Annotated in this window: 14 protein-coding genes; 9 read left to right on the top strand and 5 right to left on the bottom strand. The window is 65.1% G+C overall.

Going from position 1 to position 23,180, the window contains the following annotated elements; genetic code table 11:
* Nucleotides 1-210 precede the first annotated feature (210 nt).
* Both AC15MQ_RS02900 and AC15MQ_RS02895 read left to right on the top strand, forming a co-directional pair.
* On the top strand, nucleotides 211-2,856 hold the full coding sequence (locus tag AC15MQ_RS02900) for a cysteine rich repeat-containing protein (RefSeq protein WP_483079269.1): 2,646 nt from the start codon (nucleotides 211-213) through the stop codon (nucleotides 2,854-2,856).
* A 70-nt stretch (nucleotides 2,857-2,926) separates the two neighbouring features.
* Nucleotides 2,927-3,385 (top strand): hypothetical protein, encoded by a 459-nt coding sequence (locus AC15MQ_RS02895; RefSeq protein WP_287654391.1) that lies wholly within the window; start codon nucleotides 2,927-2,929, stop codon nucleotides 3,383-3,385.
* A 28-nt stretch (nucleotides 3,386-3,413) separates the two neighbouring features.
* Here the strand turns inward: AC15MQ_RS02895 and AC15MQ_RS02890 are convergent, their stop codons facing one another.
* The 4 genes from AC15MQ_RS02890 to AC15MQ_RS02875 form a co-directional block, all read right to left on the bottom strand.
* A complete protein-coding gene (locus AC15MQ_RS02890; protein WP_483079268.1) occupies nucleotides 3,414-4,862 on the bottom strand; it encodes an efflux transporter outer membrane subunit in 1,449 nt (482 codons plus the stop codon).
* Nucleotides 4,859-8,041, bottom strand: a complete 3,183-nt coding sequence (locus AC15MQ_RS02885) for an efflux RND transporter permease subunit (RefSeq protein WP_483079267.1) — start codon at nucleotides 8,039-8,041, stop codon at nucleotides 4,859-4,861. Before AC15MQ_RS02885 ends, AC15MQ_RS02890 begins: the two co-directional genes overlap by 4 nt.
* Before the next feature lie 12 nt (nucleotides 8,042-8,053).
* Complete coding sequence (locus tag AC15MQ_RS02880; RefSeq protein ID WP_483079266.1) at nucleotides 8,054-9,232, bottom strand: efflux RND transporter periplasmic adaptor subunit; 1,179 nt, start codon at nucleotides 9,230-9,232, stop codon at nucleotides 8,054-8,056.
* A 179-nt stretch (nucleotides 9,233-9,411) separates the two neighbouring features.
* On the bottom strand, nucleotides 9,412-12,909 hold the full coding sequence (locus AC15MQ_RS02875) for a calcium-binding protein (protein WP_483079265.1): 3,498 nt from the start codon (nucleotides 12,907-12,909) through the stop codon (nucleotides 9,412-9,414).
* Between the two features lie 422 nt (nucleotides 12,910-13,331).
* On the opposite strand from AC15MQ_RS02875, the gene asd reads away from it, so the two are divergent.
* Nucleotides 13,332-14,186 carry an archaetidylserine decarboxylase gene (gene asd / locus AC15MQ_RS02870; RefSeq protein ID WP_287665375.1) on the top strand — a complete coding sequence of 285 codons (855 nt, stop codon included), beginning with the start codon at nucleotides 13,332-13,334 and terminating at the stop codon, nucleotides 14,184-14,186.
* 57 nt (nucleotides 14,187-14,243) lie between these two features.
* A complete protein-coding gene (gene cptA, locus AC15MQ_RS02865; protein ID WP_287665373.1) occupies nucleotides 14,244-15,968 on the top strand; it encodes a phosphoethanolamine transferase CptA in 1,725 nt (574 codons plus the stop codon).
* A 77-nt stretch (nucleotides 15,969-16,045) separates the two neighbouring features.
* Here cptA and AC15MQ_RS02860 read toward each other — a convergent pair whose 3' ends face one another.
* Nucleotides 16,046-16,903: an HTD2 family dehydratase gene (locus tag AC15MQ_RS02860; RefSeq protein ID WP_332335748.1), complete on the bottom strand. Its 858-nt coding sequence runs from the start codon at nucleotides 16,901-16,903 to the stop codon at nucleotides 16,046-16,048.
* Between the two features lie 351 nt (nucleotides 16,904-17,254).
* Here AC15MQ_RS02860 and AC15MQ_RS02855 point away from each other — a divergent pair, with 351 nt between their 5' ends.
* The 5 genes from AC15MQ_RS02855 to AC15MQ_RS02835 all read left to right on the top strand — a co-directional run bounded on the left by AC15MQ_RS02855 (nucleotide 17,255) and on the right by AC15MQ_RS02835 (nucleotide 23,138).
* Nucleotides 17,255-18,442, top strand: coding sequence for a CaiB/BaiF CoA transferase family protein (locus AC15MQ_RS02855; RefSeq protein ID WP_287665909.1), 1,188 nt, complete (start codon nucleotides 17,255-17,257; stop codon nucleotides 18,440-18,442).
* Nucleotides 18,443-18,464: 22 nt separating this feature from the next.
* Nucleotides 18,465-19,691 carry a CaiB/BaiF CoA transferase family protein gene (locus AC15MQ_RS02850; protein WP_332335747.1) on the top strand — a complete coding sequence of 409 codons (1,227 nt, stop codon included), beginning with the start codon at nucleotides 18,465-18,467 and terminating at the stop codon, nucleotides 19,689-19,691.
* Nucleotides 19,692-19,714: 23 nt separating this feature from the next.
* Entirely contained in the window at nucleotides 19,715-20,935 is a 1,221-nt protein-coding gene (locus tag AC15MQ_RS02845; protein ID WP_483079666.1) for a 2-methylfumaryl-CoA isomerase, read from the top strand.
* Between the two features lie 67 nt (nucleotides 20,936-21,002).
* Nucleotides 21,003-22,046, top strand: coding sequence for an HpcH/HpaI aldolase/citrate lyase family protein (locus AC15MQ_RS02840; protein WP_483079264.1), 1,044 nt, complete (start codon nucleotides 21,003-21,005; stop codon nucleotides 22,044-22,046).
* A gap of 33 nt (nucleotides 22,047-22,079) precedes the next feature.
* Nucleotides 22,080-23,138 (top strand): MaoC family dehydratase, encoded by a 1,059-nt coding sequence (locus tag AC15MQ_RS02835; protein ID WP_287654375.1) that lies wholly within the window; start codon nucleotides 22,080-22,082, stop codon nucleotides 23,136-23,138.
* The last annotated feature ends 42 nt before the right edge of the window (nucleotides 23,139-23,180 follow it).

Here is a 23,180-nt window from a genome sequence, read left to right as displayed (position 1 = left end):
ACCGTGATTCCCTGCGCCGCACGCTGGACACGCCGCGGCCTGACCTCGACGCTCCGTGCCCGGAGCGTGAACCGTTGCACCCTGACGCCAAGTCCCCGTGGCTTGCGTCTGGCACTGCGAACGGCCACCACCTTGTTCCGCAGCCGTTACAATAGCCTGACCGGATGCTCGCGGCAGCGTCGAGGGATATCAACTTGGAGGGGAAAACGGATGATCCAGCAAGACACTTTCCAACGCATTCGTCAGGGGTTGCGCGCTGCCCTGGCGGTATTGCTCGTCAGCCTGGCCCTGCCGACGGCGGCACAACAACCCGGTTCGGCGCAGATCAGCGCCATCCGTCAGGCGTGCCGCGCCGATTATCAGGCGAACTGTGCCGGGGTGCCGACCGGCGGCGCGGCGGCGATGTCCTGCCTGCAGGAGAATGCGATGTATACCTCGCCGGCGTGCCAGCAGGCCTTGCGCGCGGCAAGCGGCGGCGGCGCGGCGGCGACGGCACGACTGGCGGCAAGCACTGACCGCGCCGCGGCGGCCGACAGCTGGCCACACACACTCAGCGGTGCCAGTGGCAGCGCGGTCGTCTATCAGCCGCAGGTCATCGCCTGGCCCGACCGGCAGACGCTGCGGACGCGCATCGCACTGAGTGTGACACCGGCGGGCGCGACGGCGGCGGTACTGGGCACCGTCGAGGTGAGCTTCGCCACCAGCACAGACCTGTCGACACGCTGGGTAACGCTGTCGAGCCCCCAACTTGTCAGTTCGCGTTTTCCGGCCGCCGACACCGCCCAGGCGGAACGTATCGACGCGCACATCCGGTCGGCGCTGGCCGCGCTCCCCGCCAAGCGCGTGCCGCTGGACACCCTTCTCCTGAGCCTGCGGCGGGAGACCGAGACGCCACCGGCTGTCGCGGTGCACAATGAGCCGCCGCGCATCTTCGTCAGCGAGCGCCCGGCCAGCCTGCTGATCTTCGATGGCGCACCGGTGTTGACCCCGATCGCCGGCACGCCCCTGAGCTATGCCGTCAACACCAACTGGAGCATCTTCTTCGACGGCGACACGCACACCTGGTACTGGCTGAACAACGGCGCCTGGCTGCGCGCAAGCAGCGTCGAAGGACACTGGACGCCGGCCGGGACGCTGCCGCCCGCCTTCTCCGGACTGCCGAACGATCGCAACTTCGCCGACGTTCGCCAGCAGATTCCCGGACGCCAGTTGAGCATCGCCGACGTGCCACAGGTCTTCGTGTCCACGGTGCCGGCCGAGATCATCGTCACACTCGGCGCGCCGCAGTTCACGGCCATTCCCGGAACCAGCCTGCAGTACGTGGCCAACACCGACGCGGCGCTGTTCCGCGACGCCGGCAACGGCCAGTTCTACTACCTGGTGTCGGGCCGCTGGTTTTCGGCAAGCAGCCTGAGCGGTCCGTGGACCTTTGCCACCACCCGCCTGCCGCCCGATTTCGCACGCATCCCGGCCAGCAGCCCGCGCGGCTTCGTGCTCGCCTCGGTGCCGGGAACGGCGCAGGCGCAGGAGGCGCTGATCCAGGCGCGCATCCCGCAGCAGGCAACCCTGAGCAGCAGCACCGCCAGGCTCGACGTGGTCTATGCGGGGCCACCGAAATTCGAGCCGATCCCGGGCACGACCATGGCCTATGCGGTGAACACCTCGTTCAATGTGGTGCAGGCCGAGAACAGCTATTACGCCTGCCATCAGGGGGCGTGGTTTGTCGCCGCCTCGCCGCTGGGGGCGTGGACGCTGGCCGGGTCGGTGCCCGACGCGATCTACACGATTCCGCCGAGCAGCCCGCTCTACCCCTGTACCTACGTGCGCGTCTACGCGTCGACGCCGACCACCGTGACCTACGGCTACACCGCCGGCTATACCTTGGGCTACATCAGCGCCGGGGTGATGGTCTACGGCACCGGCTTCTATTATCCGCCGGTGATCTATCCGGGACTGGTGCCGATCTACTACCCGTACCCGGTCAGCTACGCCGGCGCCACCTACTACAACTCGGCCACCGGCGCGTGGGCACGCGGCGGCGCGATCTACGGCTCCTACTACGGCGCCGCAGGCGGTACCGCCTATAACCCGGCGACCGGCGCCTGGGCGCGCGGCGGTGCGGTGTACGGACCGTACGGCGGCGCCGGCGCGTTCTCGGCCTACAATCCGACCACCGGCAGCTATGCGCACGGCAGCGCGGTCTGGGGCGCCAACGGCGCGGCCGGCAACGCCAGCTGGTACAACGCCCGCACCGGCGTTTCCGGGACCACCAACCAGAACAGCAACGCCTATGGCCGCTGGGGATCGAGCACCGTCTCGGGACCGAACCAGACGGTGCACACGCAGAGCCAGAGCAATGCGCGCGGCGCGGCCGGATCGTTTACTTCGAGCAGCGGTGCCGAGGGCGCCGCGGTGCGTGGGGCCGGCGGCAACAGCGCCGGCGCGGTCAAGACCGCGAGCGGCAATGTCTATGCCGGTGCCGATGGCAACGTGTACAAGAAGACCTCCGACGGTTGGCAGAAGTACGATAACGGCGCGTGGAATTCGCCGCAGAAGCCGGCGAGCAGTTTTTCCGGCGCCAGCGAGCGCGGCAGCGCCGGTGCGGCGGCCGGAGAAGGCGCCCGCGGCTTCGACCAGTCGGCGCAACTGGAGCAGGATCACCAGGCGCGCTTCGACGGCGCGCAGCGGCAGCAGCAATTCGGCGCGACGGGTGGCCAGGACAGTTTCGCCTCGCGTTTCGAGGGCGGCATGCGCGGCGGTGAAGGCGGCTTCGGAGGCATGCGCTCGGGCGGTTTCGACGGTGGTGGCGGCTTCCGTGGCGGCGGCGGTTTCGGCGGCGGCAGGTTCCGGCGCTGAGCGTGCCAGGGGCCGCGGCGGCGACGCCGGCTCGGCCCGATCTGGCGACACATTCGAGAGGAGAACGCTGATGCAGCGATCGCGTCACATGCACAGTCTGTTGGCCGGCAGCGTCCTGCTGGCCCTTGCCGGCGTTGCCGACGCCCAGGCGCTATTCCTGGCCCGGCGCGCGGTCGGGCGCATCGAACAGATGTCGCAGTCGTCGCCGACCACCGGCGCCGCCTACGACACGGCGGTGGTGATCGTCGAGGTCGCCCCGGATCGGGTCTTCGCCACCATCAAGCGCCTGCTGGCCGAGAACACGGAAGTCCGGGTGACCGGCAGCGATGACGCCCGGCGCTCGGTGGAGTTCACCGACGGCACGCAGATCGGCGGCATCCAGGTCAACCCGCTCAACGACCAGCTGTCGCAACTGCTGGTCTCGACCGCGCATCCCGGCATCACCACTTCGACGACCTCGAAGATCGTGGCGCGCATCATGGACGTGTGTCGGGAGTTGAACGTCGCCTGCCACCCGGGAGGTTCCTGATCCTCGCCACCGGGTTTGCTGGCGAGGATCAGAACAGCGGCGGCAGCATCTGCGGGGCGGCCGAAGGGCCGCCGCCGCTGAGTTTGTCGGCTTCATTTACCCAGCCGCCGCCCATCGCCTTGTAGATGTTCACCGCAGAGGCGAACAGCGAGGCACGCAGGGACGCCAGATTGAGTTCCGCCGGGAACAGCGTCTGCTCGGCCTGCAGCACCGTCGAATAGCCGGTGTACCCGCCGTCGTACTGCAAGCGTGCCAGGCGCGCGTACTCGGTCAGGGCGACGACCAGCCGCTGTTGCGCGGCGAGTTGCTCCTGCAGCTTCTGGTTGGCGACCAGCGCGTTGTCCACATCGGCAAAGGCGTTGCGGATCGCCAGCTGGTAGTTGAGCAGCGCCGCCTTCTGCCCGGCTTCGGCCTGCGCGACCTGACCGCTGACCGCGCCGAAGGTGAAAATCGGGCCGACCAGGGAACCGCTGTAGTTCCAGACGCGCGCCGAGCCCTTGAACAGATTCGACAATTCGGAACTGGCGCCGCCGAAAGCGCCGGTCAGCGAGATCGCGGGAAAGTACAGCGCCCTGGCCGCGCCGATCTGCGCATTGGCGGCCACCAGCGCCTGCTCGGCCTGCAGCAGGTCGGGGCGCTGCTCGAGCAGGGCAGACGGCAGGCCGGCCGGTACCGGCGGCAGGGCAAGTTCATCGACCGACTTGCCACGGGCGATCGGACCCGGATCGCGGCCGATCAGGACTGCCAGCGCGTTCTGGTTCTGCGCGATCTGCGATTCGAGCAGGGGAATCTGCGCCGCCGCCGACTCGTATTGCGACTGCGCCTGCACGACGTTCATCTTCGACACCTGGCCGTACTTGAACTGCAGTTCGAAAAGCCTGACCGATTCGCCGTAGGTCGACAACGTCTTGCGGGCGACCTGCAGTTGCGCGTCGAGGCCGCGCAATTGCAGGTAGCTGTTGGCCACCGAAGCGACCAGCGACAGGATCACGCCGCGCCGCGCTTCGTCGGTGACCAGCAGGTTGGCCAGCGCCGCCTCGGACTGGCGCCGAATGCGGCCCCAGAGGTCGATCTCCCAGCTTGCCGAGAGCGCCGCCTCGTAGGCCGTGCTCGGGTTCGGGTAGTTGCGCAGCAGCGCGGCAAACGCCGGTTCGAGCGAGCGCTGGCGCTCGCCGGTGGCCGCGTAGCCGAGTTGCGGAAAGAGTAGCGAGCGCGATTGTGTGAGCAGCGCCGCGGCCTGCTCGACGTTGACCGCGGCGATCGCGATGTTGCTGTTGTGCGCCAGTCCTTCGATGATCAGTTGATCGAGCACCGGGTCCCGGAACTGCTTCCACCACCGCGTGTCGGCGGTGTCGGCAGCGTCCTTCGCCGCGTACTGGAACGTCGCCGGGGGATCGACTGGCGGGCGCCGGTAGTCGGGGCCCATCAGGCAGCCGGCGAGCAGCGCGGTGCCGGCGCAGACGAGCAGACGCTTCATGCCTGGCGGCCGTCCGGCGACGACGCCGACGCCGGGTCAGCGGCTTCCCGCGGCATCGCCTCGCGGCGGCGCTCGGCGAGGCGGTCGAAGAGGTAGAAGAACAGCGGCACGTAGAGCATGGCCAGCGTCGTCTCGCCGATCATTCCGCCGATGATCCCGGTGCCGATCGAATGACGGGCATTGGCGCCGGCACCGAGCGCCATGGCCAGCGGCAGGCAGCCGAAGGCGAAGGCCAGCGAGGTCATGATGATCGGCCGCAACCGCTGTTCGCCGGCAAGCACGGTCGCTTCCATGATCGACTTGCCCTGCCGGCGGAAGTCGACCGCCGACGACACCCGCAGGACCGCGTTCTTGGCGCCGAGGCCGATGAGCACCAGCAGGCCGATCTGGAAGTAGACGTCGTTCTCCAGCCCGCGCGCCCAGTTGGTGAGCAGCGCCCCGAGGATGCCGAAGGGCACTGCGGTCATCACCGCGCCCGGCAGCGTCCACGACTCGTACTGCGCGGCGAGCACCAGGAAGACGATCAGCAACCCGAAAGCAAAGGCCAGCGCCGAGGTGCCGCCGGACTGCTTCTCCTCGAAGGCGAGGCCCGACCAGGCGAAGGTATAGCCTGCCGGCAGGACTTCGCGCGCCACCGCCTCCATGGCCGCGATCGCCTGCCCGGAACTGAAACCCGGCGCCGGGTTGCCGATCACCTTGGCCGCCGGGAAGCCGTTGAAATGCGGCAGGATGTCCGGGCCGGCGCGCCAGTGCGTGCTGACCACCGCCGACAGGGGCACCATCTTGCCCTGGCTGTTGCGGGTGTACAGCCGCGTCAGATCCTCGGGTTGCTGGCGGAATTTCGCATCCGACTGCACGATGACCCACCAGACGCGGCTGAACTGGCTGAACTGGCTGGCGGTCAGCGAGCCGAACTGCGCCTGGATCGCGCTGTAGACATCCTGCACCTGCAGACCGAGCAGCGTCGCCTTGTCACGATCGACATCGGCCCGCAACTGCTGCGCCTGCGCCGTGAAGGTGCTGTTCAGCGCAGCCAGCTCGGGACGCGTACGCGCCTTGTCGAGGAAGGCGCGCGTCAGCTCGTCGAGCTTCGACGGGTCGCCGGCGGTGCTGTCCTGGATCCAGAATTCGAAACCGCCGGTGGTGCCGATGCCCGGGATCGGCGGCGGCGCGATCGGCAGCACGATCGCCTCCTCGATGTGTCTGGCCTGTTCGTAGAGCGCGAGCAGGATGGCGCGGGCGTTCTGGCTGCGCGCCGAGTCGATCGAGGCGTAACGTTCGTCGAAGGACCTGAAGGTGACGAAGAAGGTCGCCGCATTCGCCTTGTAGCCGGCATCAATCAGACTGTAGCCGGTGATCATCGAGCGCCGTTCGACCCCCGGAATCTTCGCCAGGATGGCATCGACGCGCTCGGCGACGGCCTGCGTGCGATCGAGGCTGGCGGACTGCGGCATGATGATCGCCACCATCGCGTAACCCTGATCCTCGTTCGGCACGAAGCTGGTCGGCAGCAGGTGAAACAGATGCCAGATGCTGTACAGGAACACCGCCAGCAGCAGCAGGGCTACCACCACCCGCTTGATGACCCATTCGACCGCGTGCCCGAAAGCCCGCGTCACCCGCTCGACCTGGCGGTTGAACCAGGCGAAGAAGCCGCGCTGCGCCGCCGGGGTGTGCCGGAGCAGCAGCGAACACATGGCCGGGGTCAGGGTCAGAGCGACAAAACCCGAGAGGCTCACCGAGATGACGATGGTGATCGCGAACTGGCGGTAGAGCTGGCCGGTGGTGCCGGGCAGGAAAGCGGCCGGCACGAAGACCGAAGCCATCACCAGGACCACGGCGACGAGCGAACTGCCGATCTCGCCCATCGAGCGGATCGTCGCCTCCTTCGCTGCCAGATGGTGTTGCGTCATGTTGCGCTCGACGTTCTCGACGACGACGATGGCGTCGTCGACGACCATGCCGATCGCCAGGATCAGGCCGAACAGGGTCAACAGGTTGACCGAGAAGCCGAGCGCCAGCATGCCGGCAAAAGTGCCGACCAGCGCGACGACGATCGCCACCGCGCAGATCAGCGTCGTGCGCAGACTCTGCAGGAACAGGTAGACGACCAGCACCACCAGCACCATCGCCTCGGCCAGCGTCTTCAGCACCTCCTCGATCGACAGGCGCACGAAATCGTTGGTGTCGAGCGCCACCACCACTTCGAGGCCCTCGGGAAAACGCGACTTCATCTCCGCCAGCGCCGCGCGCACGGCCTGCGAAACCACCAGGCCGTTGGCACCCGGCTGCTGGTAGATGGCGATGAAGGTCGTCGGCTCGCGGTCGAGCTGGGTATCGACGATGTACTGTCGCAGGCCCACTTCGGCGCGCGCCACGTCTCCGACGCGGACGATCGCGCTGCCGTCCTGGCTGGCGCGCAGGATGATCCTTTCGTATTGGCGCGGGTCGACGAACTGGCCCTGGGTGACCACCGGGAAGCTGAGTTCGACGGCGCCGGCGGTCGGCTGCTGTCCGATCTGGCCGGCGCCGAACAGCGCATTCTGGGTGTTGATCGCATTGGCGATGTCGCTGGTGGTGATCGCCAGCGAGGCCATGCGGTCCGGGTTCATCCAGATGCGCATGGCCTGGTCGGGGACGCCCATGATCTGGGCCTGGCCGGCGCCGGGAACGCGTTTCAGCGCATCGAGCACGTACACGTTGGCATAGTTGGCGACATAGCCCGGGCTGTAGCGGCCGCCCTTGCCGGTGACGCCGAGCAGCATCATGATCGTCGAGGATTTCTTCTGCACCGACACGCCCTGTTGCGTCACCGCCGAAGGCAGTTGCGGCAGCGCCAGGTTTACGCGGTTCTGCACCTGCACCTGCGCGATGTCGGGGTCGGTGTCGAGGGCGAAATAGACGGTCAACAGGAGCTGGCCGGTGGCCGAACTGCTCGAACTCATGTACAGCATTTTGTCGACGCCGTTGATCTGCGCCTCGATCGGCGCCGCCACAGCGTCGGCCAGGGTCTTGGAATCGGCGCCGGGATAGGTCGCCTGCACCGTGACCTGCACGGGGGTGATCGTCGGATACTGCTGTACCGGCATGACGAAGATCGCGACCAGGCCGGCGATCACCACCAGGATCGCGACGACTGCCGCGAAGATCGGACGCTCGATGAAGAATCGGGAGAACATGCCGGCGGCGGCTCAGGAGCCGGCGGCTGCCGGTTGGGACGCCGGCGGCATCACCGTCACCTTCGCGCCCACCGACAGGCGCTGGCCGCCATTGACGACGACCTGTTCGCCGGCCTGCAACCCCTCGGCGACGAACCAGCTCTCGCGGTACCAGTCGCCGACGGTGATCGGCCGCTGCTCGGCCTGGCCTTCCTTGTTGACCAGCCAGACGAAATGACCCTGCGCGCCCTGCTGCACGGCGCGCTGCGGGATGAGGATGGCGTTGGGCCGCTGCGCCCCCTGCAGGCGCGCCCGCACGTACTGGTTGGGACGCAGCACCCCGTCCGGGTTATCGACCGTGGCGCGGATCAGGAAGGTCCCGGTCTGCGAGTTGTACGAGGGATCGGCAAAGGTGATCTTGCCGGTATGCGGGAATGGCGTACCGTTACCCAGCTCGATTTCGACCAGCAGCTTGTTGTCGGCGGGCAGCTTGAGCAGTCCCTTCCTGACGTTGGCACGCAGGCGGTCGACTTCGTTCTCCGAGATGCTGAAATTCACCCACATCGGGGTGAGCACCGAAACGGTCGTCAACTGGCTGTTCTGCGAGTTGACATAGGTGCCTTCGGCGAGTGCTGAGAAACTCGTCACGCCGGCAACCGGCGAGGTGATTCGGGTATACGACAGGTCGAGCCTGGCCGACTCAAGCTGCGCCTTCGACTGCGCCACCGCCGCGGCGGCCTGCTCGTACTGACCCTGCGCGTCGTCGAGGTCCTTTTGCGACAGCGCGTTCTGCTCGACCAGCGGCCTGGTGCGCTTGAGATTGGCCGTCGCCACCTGCAGCGATGCCTGGTTGCGCTGCAGCGCGGCGGCGGCGCCATCGACCTGCACCTGGAACGGCTTGGGGTCGATCTGGAACAGCAACTGGCCGGCCTTGACCACCGCACCTTCGGTATAGACGCGCTTGTCGAGAAAGCCCGAAACCCGCGCCTGGATATTGACCGCCTGCGAACTCTGCGTCTGCGCCACGTATTCGGCCGACACCGGGACGTCGCGCGCCTCGACCGTCATCGTTGTGACTTCGAGCGGAGCCGGACCCGGCTTTGGCGGCTCCCGGCCGCAGCCGACCAGGCCAGCCAGCGCAATGACCATCGCGGCGCAATGGCTGCTCAGTGGTTTGGCAATGGGGTGCTGGTGCAGCAGTGCGATGGGCATCGGGGTTTCCGACAATTGGCGAGCGCCGGCAGGCGAATGGACCACTCAACGGTCTGGCCGAAAGTATCTCCGGCAGTCACAGCACAGTCAAGCGCGTGGACGCCAAAGGGAAGCGTGGATTGGCGCCGGCCGCCAGGGTGCCGCCGCGGTTCATGCACCGCGGCGGCGGGCTGACCCGGTCAGAAAATGAAGTCCGCCGGGCCCAGATCGGCGACCCTGACGCCGATCAGCAGGACCTCGTTGCCATGCCAGGTGATCAGCGCGTTGCTGCCGACAGCGGCGAGACTCAGGTCCTGGAGGCCGGCAACACCAGTGTCATGAAAGTTCAGACGGTCCGTGCCATCCCGGAAATCGCTCACGACATCGTGACCCCAGGCGACGCCGAAAACGAAGGTGTCCGCACCGCTGCCGCCGGCGAGTTTGTCGTTGCCGCCGCGACCGTCCAGAATGTCCGCGCCGGTACCGCCAAACAAGACTTCGCCACCACTACTGCCGATGACGACATCCTGGCCATCACCGCTGTCGATCGTGAGCTTGCCGACGAAGGTGGTGGCGCTGAAATCGAGCCGATTGTTCTGCCAGTCTCCGACAATGCGCGCCGCCCCCGTGACGGCCGAGACATCGACGATCTCGACGCTGTTGCCCGGACCGAACGCAGTCATCCCGATATCGACCTTGCCGCCATACGCGACGATGCGGTCCTTGCCGCTGCCGCCGTCGTAGCGGTCGTAACCCTCGAAACCGCTGCCAAGGTGACCGCTGACGCGGAAGGTGTCGTCACCGGCGCCGCCGGCGAGCTGGTCGGTGCCCGTGCCGCCATGCAGCACGTCGTTGCCGTTGCCGCCCGAGAGCGTCTGGTCGCCCCAACTGCCGCCGTCGATGCTGTCGTCGCCGGCGCTGCCAATGATCGAGTCCTGGCCGCCACCGCCGTCGATCGTGAGCTTGCCGACGAAGGTGGTCGTGCTGAAATCGAGCCGATTGTTCTGCCAGTCCCCGACGATGCGCGCCGCCCCCGTGACGGCCGAGACATCGACGATCTCGACGCTGTTGCCCGGACCGAAAGCAGCCATCCCGATATCGACCTTGCCGCCATACGCGACGATGCGGTCCTTGCCGCTGCCGCCGTCGTAGCGGTCGTAACCCTCGAAACCGCTGCCAAGGTGACCGCTGACGCGGAAGGTGTCGTCACCGGCGCCGCCGGCGAGCTGGTCGGTGCCCGTGCCGCCATGCAGCACGTCGTTGCCGTTGCCGCCCGAGAGCGTCTGGTCGCCCCAACTGCCGCCGTCGATGCTGTCGTCGCCGGCGCTGCCAATGATCGAGTCCTGGCCGCCACCGCCGTCGATCGTGAGCTTGCCGACGAAGATGGTCGCGCTGAAATCGAGCCGATTGTTCTGCCAGTCCCCGACGATGCGCGCCGCCCCCGTGACGGCCGAGACATCGACGATCTCGACGCTGTTGTCCGGACCGAAAGCAGTCATCCCGATATCGACCTTGCCGCCATATGCGACGATGCGGTCCCTGCCGCTGCCGCCATCGTAGCGGTCGTAACCCTCGAAACCGCTGCCAAGGTGACCGCTGACGCGGAAGGTGTCGTCACCGGCGCCGCCGGCGAGCTGGTCGGTACCCGTGCCGCCATGCAGCACGTCGTTGCCGTTGCCGCCCGAGAGCGTCTGGTCGCCCCAACTGCCGCCGTCGATGCTGTCGTCGCCGGCGCTGCCGATGATCGAGTCCTGGCCGCCTCCGCCGTCGATCGTGAGCTTGCCGACGAAGGTGGTCGCGCTGAAATCGAGCTGATTGTTCTGCCAATCGCCGACGATGCGCGCCGCCCCCGTGACGGCCGAGACATCGACGATCTCGACGCTGTTGCCCGGACCGAAAGCAGCCATCCCGATATCGACCTTGCCGCCATACGCGACGATGCGGTCCTTGCCGCTGCCGCCGTCGTAGCGGTCGTAACTCTCGAAACCGCAGCCAAGGTGACCGCTGACACGGAAGGTGTCGTCACCGGCGCCGCCGGCGAGGCTGTCGTTGCCACTGCCACCATAAATCAGGTCGTTGCCGTCGTCACCGGCGATACGGTCGTTACCCCAACCGCCATAGACCAGATCGTTGCCGGCACCGGCGGTCACATTGTCGTCGCAGCCGCCGGCATTGATCTGCTCGCTGCGCTCGTCCCCGCTGATGCGGTTAGCACCCTCGTCGCCCAGGACAATCGGTGCCTGCCCGTAAAAGAAATTGAGCCAGGTGGCGACATCAAAAAGCGAGGCATTCGGGTCACCATCCTCATTGAGGAAGTGGCCATTGCGGATCTCGAAACCCAGGTGATAGATGCCGTCGCCCACCGTGTCCACCAGGTTGCGACCAAAGAAATCGGTCGTGGCACCGTTGTTCTGAACGTAGTGATAACCGCTGGCATTCCCGCCCTCGTCATCGCCATGCAGATTCGTCCACTGTTTCAGCAAGGCGGTATTGCCCTGGATCAGATGATTCATCGCGGTGAGTTCTTCGACCGTGATCCAGCCGTCGGCACTCGCGCCGGTTTTGCCGATCAGGTCGACGATGATCCTGTTCATGGCATCGGCGGCTTTGGCGCCTTCGTTGATCTCGGCCGCCGCCGTATTGCGTGCCAGCCCTCGGTCGCTCTTGACCACATCGACAATGCGATCCAGCCCGGTGCCGGTGCTCGAGGCATCTGAGAGGAAGTAGTTGAGCCAGTCGGCGACATCCGACAGGGCTGCGTTGCGATCACCATCCTCATTGAGGAGATGACCGTCCTTGATCATGAAACCAAGGTGGTAGATGCCGTCGGCCACGGTATTGACGAGGTTTTCGCCGAAGAAGGTGGTGCTGGCGCCATCGTTCTGGACCTTGTGGAAGCCGGTTTCCAGACGCTTCTCGTCATCACCGTGCAGTCGCGTCCATTCGGCCAGGCGCCCGGCATCGGCACGCAGGTAGCTGTTCAGGGCGACCACGTCCGACACCGAAATCCAGTTGTCACGGGCCACACCGGCCGCCGCCAGAGCTTCGCGCAACATCAGGTTCAAGCCATTGGCGGCATCGGCACCAGCGGCGATCTGTTGGTCGCTGATCCGGCGATCGAGCCCGGCATCGGCCATGATCAGGTCGGTCATTCGGTCCAGCCCGGTACCGCTCTGCGAGTGGTCAACATAGAACTGGGTCAGCCATTCGGCGACCTGTTCCAGCGAAGCGTTCGGATTGCCATCCTCGTTGAGCAAGTGACCGTCGCGGATTTCGAAGCCCAGGTGGTAGATGCCATCGACGACCGTGTCGAGCAGATTGTTGCCGCGGTACCGGCTGTTGCCGCCGTCGTTCTGGATCAGGTGGTAGCCAGTCTCCGCGTCCGTTTCGTCGTCGCCGTGCAGCACCGTCCACTCGCTGGCATAGTTGCTGCGCAGATAGGCGTTCATGGCCCTGACTTCATCGACGGTAAACACCTTGTCGTCGGCAGCGTGTGTTGCCATGGCCGCCTTCACGATCAGTTCGTTCAACTGATTGGCCGCCCTGGCTCCCGCCTTGATGTCCTTTCCGTCAGTTGCACCCGCGAGCCCGGCATCGCGATGGATCGCGTCGACGATCTGATCGAAACCCGTCCCGGTCAGTCCGGTAGACGGACTCCCGACGAGGCTGTACGACCTGACTCCTGAACTGCTGGGCATGGGTGGGCTCCTTCGAAAGGTCACCGCGACGGGTAGATGAGGGGCGGACGAAGCGGCGATTTCGCCGACCGGAACGAGAGCATTGCGGATATCATTATAGTCAGCAAGGTTGCTCGCCGTCGCCGCCACAGGTGACCGCTGGTCGGGTCGATCCGGGCGTTCATCACCTCCGACCCCAAGACCATCGGCCGCATATAGGGCGACGAACAGCAGATGGGTTTGGCGAGGGTGCCTGGCGCCCGCTACCCGCCGCGGCTTGTCGCCGTACGTGATGCCGCAGGACAGGGGGCGGTGGTGCACTGACCCGCAGCAGCGGGCGGTGACCGGACAAGACTGTCCGGCCCTCGACCGGTTCACGGTGGTCATGCGGACCACCGGCCGAAGCCGTATAATCCTGCGCTATCAATCCTGCAGGCTCAATCGTGTCCGACCGTCTCGCCGTACTGTGCCAATACCTTATCCCCAAACAAGCACTTACCACACTTGCCGGCAAATTCGCCGAGAGTGAAGCCGGCAGCCTCAGCACCAGCGTCATCCGCTGGTTCGTCAAGCGCTACGGCGTTGACCTGAGTGAAGCCGTCGATGACGACCCGGTCAGCTACCGCAGCTTCAACGAATTCTTCACCCGCCCGCTGCGTGCCGGTGCACGACCGCTGGCCAACGCCGACTTCCTGTGCCCGGTCGACGGCGCGATCAGCCAGTTCGGCCGCATCGACCGCGACCAGATTTTTCAGGCCAAGGGCCACCACTACTCGACCACCGCTCTGGTCGGAGGTGACAGCGAGTTGGCGGCACGTTTCGAAGATGGCGCTTTTGCCACGCTGTACCTCAGTCCTCGCGACTATCACCGCATTCACATGCCGGTCGCAGGCCGCCTGCTGCGCATGATGCATGTTCCCGGCGCGCTGTTTTCGGTCAATCCCGTAACCGCACGCGGGGTCCCCGGTTTGTTCGCGCGCAATGAACGCGTCGTTTGCGTCTTCGAGGCCGAGTTCGGCTGCTTCATCCTGACCCTGGTCGGGGCCACCATCGTCGGCAGCATGGCCACCGTCTGGCATGGCACCGTCAACCCGCCACGCGGCAAGGAGATTCGCCAGTGGCACTACGCCGATCAGCAGATCCGGCTCCACAAGGGCCAGGAAATGGGTCGCTTCCTGCTCGGATCGACGGTGGTCATGCTGTTCCCGAAAAATGTGCTCCGCTTTACCACGGACTGGGTTCCGGAGCGCCCGATCCGCATGGGCGAAGCGATGGGCCAGCAGGTCGCGCCGTGCTGATCGTCAGCCCGGCCGGCGGCGACCTGCAGGCTCCCGTTCGCCGATAAGGGAAACGACATGCTCTCTGCCAGACCGGCGACCGTCCCTTCGCAGGCCATCGACTGGTCAGGTCTGGGCTGGATGTACCTGTTCTTCTGGTACTTCTCGGGAATCACCCAGCTATTGCTGCAGTTTACCGGCTTCGTCAATTTCTTTCCTTTCGGCCAGGCAGCCTTCATGAGCCTGCTCTGGTTGGTACCACCGCTGTTGTTCCCGCGCAGAACCAGGACCATCGCCGCACTCATCGGCGTGGTGCTGTGGTTTTTTTCCCTGTTCAGCCTCGGTTTTTTCTGCATCTACAAACAGGAGTTCTCGCAAAGCGTCATTTTCATCATCTTCGAGTCCAACCAGGCCGAAGCCAGCGAGTATGTAGCGCAGTACTTTGTGTGGTGGATGCTGCCCGCCCTGATGGCCTATAGTGCCGGCGCCGCCTGGTTGTGGACACGCATCCGCCCGGTCTGGCTGGCGCGCCGGCAGGCGGCGGTATTGAGCGCCCTGATTCTCGCCTTCCTGTTTGTATTCCCGCTGTTCAAACCTCTGGTCATCAAGGGAAGCAGCCTCGAAAAAGCCAGGGAAGAGTTGGAAGAAAACATGGAGCCGGCGGTTCCCTGGCAAATGCTGATCGGCTATTCCCAATACCGGCAACAGTTGCGCAACATGCAGAGCCTCCTCGAAGGCAACGCCAGGATCCCGCCGCTGGCCAATCTGCAGGATTCGACTGCCGGTCTACCGGCGACGCTGGTGCTGGTCCTCGGTGAATCGACCAACCGGCAACACATGAGCCTTTACGGGTATCCGCGCCCGACCACACCACAACTGGACGGCATGCGCGATCAACTGCTGGTCTTCGAGCAGGTGTATGCACCGCGCCCCTTCACCATCGAAGTCCTGCAGCAGGTGTTGACCTTCGCCGATCAGGAAAACCCGGATCTGTACCTGACCCGGCCATCGCTGATGAACATCATGAAACAGGCGGGTTACCAGTCCTACTGGATCACCAATCAGCAGACCATGACCAAGCGCAACACCATGCTGACGACTTTTTCCAGGCAAACGGACAAGCAGTACTACCTGAATTTCAGTCGTTCGCAAAACTCTCGCCAGTATGACGAAGTCGTGCTCGAACCATTCCAGGAGATCCTGCGCGACCCGGAACCGCGCAAATTCATCGTCGTACATCTGCTCGGCACGCATGCCAAATACGAATACCGATACCCGTCGGCCTACGCCCGCTTCAGCGGTCGGGAAGGTCTCCCCGAAGCGCTGAGCAGCAAGCAGGTGGCGGTTTCCAATGATTACGACAACGCCGTGCTGTACAACGATTTCGTGGTCTCCAGCCTGATCCGGATGCTCGCTGCGGCGCGGTTGAACTCCCTGCTGGTGTATTTCTCGGATCATGGCGAGGATGTCTACGATTCAACCGGACACCAGGTCCTGGGGCGTAGCGAAGGCAAGCCGACCCTGCCGATGTACGCCATCCCGTTCATCGTCTGGAACTCGGAGCAGTGGCGAGCCGCGCATCCGCGCACTTATCCTCGCGAGGTTCTCGATCGACGCTACAGCACCTCACACTTCATCCATACCTGGTCCGATCTCGTCGGCTTGCGCTTTGATGACTTCGACGCCAGCAAGAGCCTGATCAGCAGGGATTTCAAGGAACGCGCCCTGTTGGTGGGCAGTCCCGCCCAGCCCGGATCGCTGATCGACCTGCGGTCAATGATGCCCAGACCGGCAACCCGCTAGCGGCAGGTCGGCCAGATCACAAGTCCGGCCTGCCCGGCCTGCGCAGCAACTGCCAGTGGTCGCGACAGGGTGCCATTTCACGGCACAGACGCCAGTTCGGCGGTGGCGCTCATCGCCGTCGTGCCGTCCGGTCCCTGCGCCGCAAGCGACAACTCGTCGCCGTTGGCTGCGCACACGAGGCGAAACGGTGCCAGGTCGAATAGCGGTGCCAGGCCACGGAAACTGAACCCCTGGACCGTCCGTGCGAACTGCTGCCGAACCAGTTCCATCAACAACACCGCAGTCAATGGGCCATGCACCACCAGGCCCGGATAGCCCTCTTCATTGATCGCATAGGGCCGATCGTAATGAATCCGGTGCGCATTGAAGGTCAGGGCCGAGAAGCGGAACAGCAGCCTGGCGTCCGGGGTCACGATGCGCGTGCTGGAACCTGCCGGCAACAGCGGCCAATCGAGCACGCGTGGGCAGGGCACGGCCGGCCCGGGTTCCCGGTAAACGATGTCCTGTTCCTCCTCGATACACAGCCGACCGTTCTGGTAAAAGCGGCAGAGCACCGAGACAAAGGCGAGCGCGCCGGAACGTCCCGACTTCAGCCGGATATCGCGAATGAGCGCCTCGCGGCGCGCCGCTTCGCCGATCAGCAACGGGGCGTGAAAGCGCATGCGTGCGCCGGCAAACATCCGCCTCGGATAGGGAATCGGCGGCATGAAGCCGCCGCGCTGCGGATGGCCGTCGTCACCCAGCAAGGCCTGTGGGGCTCTGGGGAGAAAATAGAACCAGTGCCACAAGGGCGGCAGGGCACTCCCGTTCCCGAAGCGCGTCCTGGTGTCGTCGAGCGTGGCCGCCGCCGCGCGGGCGGGAGCCACGCTCATGTCATCGTCCGTGGTTTCCTGGCGGCCAATCCAGGCGGCGTAGTCTGCGGTGGCGTCGGTCATGAAAGGGTTCCTTCTGGAGGCTTTTCGGAAGCGGTGCGGCAAGTACAGCACAGCAGGCCGGCAAACTCAAGCCTCAGATCTTTGCGCCGGGACGCCTGTTTTCACCCTATACTGCGCGGATTGCATCGCTACCGGGCCGGCCATGAAATCAGCCAGGGGCGCATTTTCCCGGAGATGCTGTCGAGAGGTGCGGTCATGAAAGAGGGAGCAACTTCGGCGACATCCGCCTCGTTGCGGTCTGGCGTCGAGGAGAGAGAGGACGAGACGCCGGCAGTTGATCGTTCCTCGATCAACGATGAACGGCAGCACGACCCGGATCAGGAGCGCTCGGCCGATAACGACAAGCTGCCGATGAGCGGCCTGCGGGTGATCGACGTCGGCACCTTCCTGGCCGGTCCCTATGCGGCGTCGATCCTCGGCGAGTTCGGTGCCGAGATTCTCAAGGTCGAGCATCCGATCGCCGGCGATCCCATGCGCCGCTTCGGCACGGCGTCGAAGCGCCACGACGCGACGCTGGCCTGGCTCAGCGAAGGCCGCAACAGGAAATCGGTCACCCTCGACCTGCGCCAGCAGGAGGGTGTCACCCTGTTCCTGAAACTGGTCGCCAAATCTGACGTCCTGATCGAGAACTTCCGCCCCGGCACGATGGAGGAATGGGGACTCGGCTGGGACGAGTTGAGCAAGGCCAACCCCGGTCTGGTCATGCTCCGGGTCTCGGGCTACGGACAGACCGGGCCGTATCGCCGACGCTCGGGGTTCGCGCACATCGCACACGGTTTTGCCGGTCTGTCGTACCTCGCAGGTTTCCCCGGCGAAACTCCGGTGGTTCCGGGTACGGCGCCCATGGGTGACTATCTGTCCAGCCTTTACGGCGCCATTGGCATCCTGCTGGCACTGCGCCACCGCGAGGCGACCGGCGAGGGACAAATCATCGACATCGGGATCTACGAGGCGGTTTTCCGCCAGATGGACGAGATCGCCGCGGCCTACGGCCTGTTCGGCAAGGTCCGCGAGCGCGAAGGCGCGGGCAGCTTCGTCGCCGTTCCGCACGGGCACTTCCGCTGCATCGACGACAAGTGGCTGGCCATCGCTTGTACTACGGACAAGATGTTCGAACGCTTCGCCGCGGTGATGGGCAAACCCGAACTCGCCGCCGCCGATCGCTACGGCGATCAGCGCAAGCGTCTGGCGGCGCGCGACGAGGTCAATCGCATCGTCATCGAATGGGTCGGCTCGATGACGCGCAAGGAAGTCATGCAGCGCTGCATCGACGGCGAAGTACCAGCCGGCAAGCTCAACAGCATCGCCGACATCTTCGAGGATGAACACTTCCAGGCACGTGGCAACCTGGCCCGACTCCGGGAAGAAGGCCTCGGCGAAGTGGTCGTTCCGGGGGTCGTGCCCACCTTGTCCGAAACACCCGGCAGGATTTCCAATCTCGGCCCGCCGCTCGGCAACGCGACCTATGAGGTGCTGCGCGAACTGCTGGGGATTTCCGCACAGGAAATCAAGCGGCTGCGGCAACACAAGATCATCTGAACCGACCATCGCGAGACCCCCCATGCACACCCAACCGACCGCGAGCAGGCTACCGCTCGAAGGCATTCGCGTCATCGACGCTGCGACGGTCATCGCCGCCCCCTACAGCGCGACCATTCTGAGCGAGTTCGGCGCCGAGGTCCTGAAGGTCGAAAATCCGATCGGCGGCGACCCCATGCGGCACTTCGGAACGCCGACCCAGCGCAAGGACACACTGGCCTGGCTCAGCGAAGCCCGTAACAAGAAATCGGTGACGCTCGACCTGCACCTGCCCGAAGGCGTCGAACTGTTCAAGAAACTGGTTGAGAAGTCGGACGTGCTGTGCGAAAACTTCCGGCCCGGCACCCTCGAAAAATGGGGACTCGGATGGGAGGTGCTGCATGCGATCAACCCACGGCTGATCATGCTGCGCGTCACCGGCTATGGGCAGACCGGCCCATACCGGGACCGACCCGGTTTTGCCCGCGTCGCACACGCGGTCGGCGGCATCGCCTTTCTCGCCGGCATGCCACGCGGGACACCGGTGACGCCGGGGTCGACCACCCTCGGTGATTACCTTACCGGTCTGTACGGCTGCATCGGCATTCTGATGGCCTTGCGCCACCGCGACCGCACCGGCCAGGGGCAGTATATCGACGCCGCGCTGTACGAGTCGGTCTTTCGCTGTACGGATGAACTGGCGCCGGCGTACGGGATGTTCGGACGGGTGCGCGAGCGGCACGGACCGACGCACAACGACTTCGCCTGCCCGCACGGGCATTTCCCGACCAAGGACGACGGCAAGTGGGTGGCCATTTCATGCGTCACCGACAAGCTCTTCGAGCGCCTGGCAATCGCCATGGGACGCCCCGAACTGGCGGCGCCACACGTCTATGGCGACCAGAAGACACGCCTGGAGAGCCGTCATGACGTCAACGAAATCGTCCGCGACTGGTGCGGGTCGCTGCACCGCGAGGAGCTCCTCAACCGCTGCTTCGCTGCCGGCGCGCCGGCGGGTCCGCTGAACAGCATCGCCGACATTTTTGGCGACCGACAGTTTCACGCCCGGCGCAACCTGGTGGCCATCGACGAGGAGGACATTGGCGAGACGGTGATCGTGCCATCGGTGCTGCCGCGCCTGTCGGCGACACCGGGGCGCATCAAGCACCTCGGTCCGCGCCTGGGGCAGCATACCGACGAAGTACTCTCCGGTCTGCTGGGTCTGGAGGCGCACGAGATCGAAGGGCTGCGCAAGAAGCGCGTCATCTGAACGCGGCAGGAGGCATGGAAAGCATGGACGGTATTCTCAAGGGGTTGCGAGTCGTCGAGGGATCGGCTTTCGTCGCGGCGCCACTGGGCGGGATGACTCTGGCCCAACTCGGAGCGGAGGTCATCCGTTTCGACCCGATCGGCGGCGGCCTCGACTATCGCCGCTGGCCACTGACCCGCGACGGCCAGCACAGCCTGTTCTGGGCCGGTCTGAACAAGGGCAAGCGCTCGATCGCCGTCGACTTCCGCAAGCCGCGCGGGCAGGAGTTGCTGACGCAGTTGATCTGCGCACCGGGCGAAAACGCCGGCCTGTTCAGCACCAACTTCCCGGCCAGGGGCTGGCTGAGCTATGAAAAACTGCAAGCGCATCGCCAGGATCTGATCATGATCAACCTGACAGGTCGCCGCGACGGCGGCTCGGAGGTGGACTACACCGTCAACCCGCAAATCGGCCTGCCGTTCATGACCGGGCCGACCAACTCTCCGGACGTGGTGAACCACGTCTTTCCAGCCTGGGACTTCATCAGCGGCCAGATGATTGCCGTTGGCATGCTGGCCGCCGAACGGCATCGGCGACTCACCGGAGAAGGACAGCTGGTACGGCTGGCGCTCAAGGACGTGGCACTGGCGATGCTCGGCAATTTCGGCATGCTCGCCGAGGTCATGGTCAATGACACCGACCGGCCACGCCAGGGCAACTACCTCTACGGCGCGTTTGGCCGCGACTTCGAAACCCTCGACGGCAAGCACTTGATGGTCGTCGGTCTGACCGACATGCAGTGGCAGTGTCTCACCAGGGCCACGGGTCTGCAGGAAGCGATCGCGGCGTTGGGCACACGGCTTGGCCTCGACCTGGAAGACGAAGGTAATCGCTTCCGTGCCCGCCAGCAGATTGCCGCGCTGATGGAGCCGTGGTTCCACGCGCGCACGCTCGCCGAAGCGGCAGAGATCCTCAATGCCCACCGGGTCACCTGGGGCCCCTACCGCAGCGTGCGTGAAGCCCTGGCCTGCGACCCGGACTGCTCGGTCGACAATCCGCTGTTCACTCTGACCGAACAGCCGGGCATCGGGTCCTACCTGATGCCGGCCACGCCGCTCGAATTCGGTCGTTCACCGCGCCTGCCGGCAATGCCGGCGCCCGCCCTCGGCGAGCATACCGACCAGATTCTGCTCGACATCCTCGGCTTGAGCGCAGCCGAAGTCGGCCGCCTGCACGATCAGGGCGTCGTCGCCGGGCCCGCCTGAGTATCAAAGCCGCCGCAGAGAGCAAGCACTCTGCGGTGTATCCACCCACCTCTGCAGGGAACAAACCATGAAGCTACCCGTTCATTTCTACAAGCCACTCGCCATCGGTGCGCCTCAACCCCTGCGTGAACTGCCGGTGCGGCCGGAACGAATGATCCACTTCTTTCCGCCGCACATCGACAAGATCCGCGCCAAGGCGCCCGAAACCGCCAGGCAATGCGACGTGATGTGCGGTAACCTCGAGGATGCGATCCCGATCGAGGCCAAGGATGCGGCGCGCGCCGGTTTCATCGACCTGCTCGCCAGCCATGACTTCGGCGACACCGCCATGTGGGTGCGGATCAACGCCCTGAACAGTCCCTGGGTCCTCGACGACCTCAACGAGATCATCAGACACGTCGGCAACAAGCTCGATGTGATCATGATTCCCAAGGTCGAAGGGCCATGGGACATTCATTTCGTCGATCAGTATGTCGCCCTGCTCGAAGCGAAATACGCGATCAGGAAGCCGATTCTGCTGCATGCGCTGCTCGAAACGGCGCAGGGAGTGACCAACGTCGAGGCGATCTGCGGTGCCAGCCCGCGCATGCATGGTCTGAGCCTTGGCCCGGCCGATCTGGCCGCGTCAAGAGGCATGAAGACGACCCGTGTCGGTGGTGGCCACCCCGGCTATGGCGTTCTCGCCGACCCCGAGGAAGGCAAGGATCAGCGCGCGTTCTTTCAACAGGACCTCTGGCATTACACCGTCGCGCGCATGGTCGATGCCGCGGTCGCGCATGGTCTGCGCTCGTTCTATGGCCCGTTTGGCGACCTCAAGGACGAAGCCGCCTGCGAAGCGCAGTTCCGCAACGCCTTCCTGATGGGCTGCTCCGGCGCATGGTCGCTGGCACCGAACCAGATCGCCATTGCCAAGCGTGTTTTCAGTCCCGACGTCAAGGAAGTGCTGTTTGCCAAGCGTATCCTGGAAGCAATGCCCGATGGCAGCGGCGTGGCGACGATCGACGGCAAGATGCAGGACGATGCGACCTGGAAACAGGCCCGCGTCATCGTCGATCTGGCCCGCCTGGTTGCCAGGCGCGACCCGGAACTGGCCGCAGCCTATGGCCTCTAGACCCTTTACTCAAGACTACACGGAGAGACGCCAGTGAGCGAAAAGACCAGGCTGGGCAACTTCTTTGAAGACTTCTGGGTCGGGCAGAAGATCGCCCACGCAACACCGAGAACGATTACCGAAGGGGACGTGGCGCTATACACCGCGCTCACCGGTTCGCGCTTTGCCACCAATTCGGCCGACACCTTCGCGCACAGCCTGGGTTTCCCGCGGGCGCCGGTGGACGATCTGCTGGCGTTCAACATGGTCTTTGGCCGCACGGTGCCGGATATTTCGCTCAACGCCATCGCCAACCTCGGTTACGCGGCCGGCCGCTTTGGTCATCCGATCTATCCAGGAGATACGCTCACCGCCGATTCGACGGTGATCGGCCTCAAGGAAAACAGCGACGGCAAGACCGGCATCGTCTATGTGCGCTCGTGTGGCGTCAACCAGCGTGGGCAGATCGCACTCGACTATTGCCGCTGGGTGATGGTTCGCAAACGCAATCCCCAATCGCCGGCACCTGCCGCGAGTGTGCCCGATCTGCCCAGCGCCGTCGCAGCCGCCGACTTGATTGTGCCGACCGGGATCAGGATCGAACAGTACGACTGCGCGCTGGCCGGCAGTTCCGAGTTGTGGGACGACTACCGGGTCGGCGAGCGCATAGATCATGTGGACGGCATGACCATCGAGGAAAGTGAACACATGATGGCCACCCGACTTTACCAGAACACCGCGCGTGTGCACTTCAACCAGCAGGCCGAGCAGGCGGGGCGCTTCGGGCGTCGCATCATCTATGGCGGCTACATCATCAGTCTGGCGCGCGCGCTGTCATTCAATGGCCTGGCCAACGCCTTCAGCCTCGCGGCGATCAATGGTGGCCGACATGTCTCCCCGGCATTCGCCGGTGATACGGTATACGCCTGGTCGGAAGTGATCGCGCAGTTGATCATTCCCGGGCGTCACGATCTCGGAGCCCTGCGGCTACGTACCGTAGCCACCAAGGACCACCCCTGTGCCGACTTCCCCTACAAGAGCCCTGACGGTCGTTACGACGCGAGCGTGCTGCTCGACTTCGACTATACGGTGCTGATCCCGCGCCGGGCGTAGCGGCTACCTTTCGACTCGGCGAGAGCAGCGGCGACACCGCTG

Source organism: Candidatus Accumulibacter propinquus (assembly GCF_056856495.1).
Note: the sequence above shows the minus strand (reverse complement) of the source record. Positions and strands in the feature narration are given on the sequence as shown.

Coding starts and splice junctions, on each gene's coding strand:
- AC15MQ_RS02850 (WP_332335747.1), top strand. CDS start 18,465: ATGCACACCCAACCGACCGCGAGCAGGCTACCGCTCGAAGGCATTCGC.
- AC15MQ_RS02860 (WP_332335748.1), bottom strand. CDS start 16,903: ATGACCGACGCCACCGCAGACTACGCCGCCTGGATTGGCCGCCAGGAA.
- AC15MQ_RS02885 (WP_483079267.1), bottom strand. CDS start 8,041: ATGTTCTCCCGATTCTTCATCGAGCGTCCGATCTTCGCGGCAGTCGTC.
- AC15MQ_RS02895 (WP_287654391.1), top strand. CDS start 2,927: ATGCAGCGATCGCGTCACATGCACAGTCTGTTGGCCGGCAGCGTCCTG.
- cptA (WP_287665373.1), top strand. CDS start 14,244: ATGCTCTCTGCCAGACCGGCGACCGTCCCTTCGCAGGCCATCGACTGG.
- AC15MQ_RS02890 (WP_483079268.1), bottom strand. CDS start 4,862: ATGAAGCGTCTGCTCGTCTGCGCCGGCACCGCGCTGCTCGCCGGCTGC.
- AC15MQ_RS02840 (WP_483079264.1), top strand. CDS start 21,003: ATGAAGCTACCCGTTCATTTCTACAAGCCACTCGCCATCGGTGCGCCT.
- AC15MQ_RS02855 (WP_287665909.1), top strand. CDS start 17,255: ATGAGCGGCCTGCGGGTGATCGACGTCGGCACCTTCCTGGCCGGTCCC.
- AC15MQ_RS02880 (WP_483079266.1), bottom strand. CDS start 9,232: ATGCCCATCGCACTGCTGCACCAGCACCCCATTGCCAAACCACTGAGC.
- AC15MQ_RS02845 (WP_483079666.1), top strand. CDS start 19,715: ATGGACGGTATTCTCAAGGGGTTGCGAGTCGTCGAGGGATCGGCTTTC.
- AC15MQ_RS02900 (WP_483079269.1), top strand. CDS start 211: ATGATCCAGCAAGACACTTTCCAACGCATTCGTCAGGGGTTGCGCGCT.
- AC15MQ_RS02875 (WP_483079265.1), bottom strand. CDS start 12,909: ATGCCCAGCAGTTCAGGAGTCAGGTCGTACAGCCTCGTCGGGAGTCCG.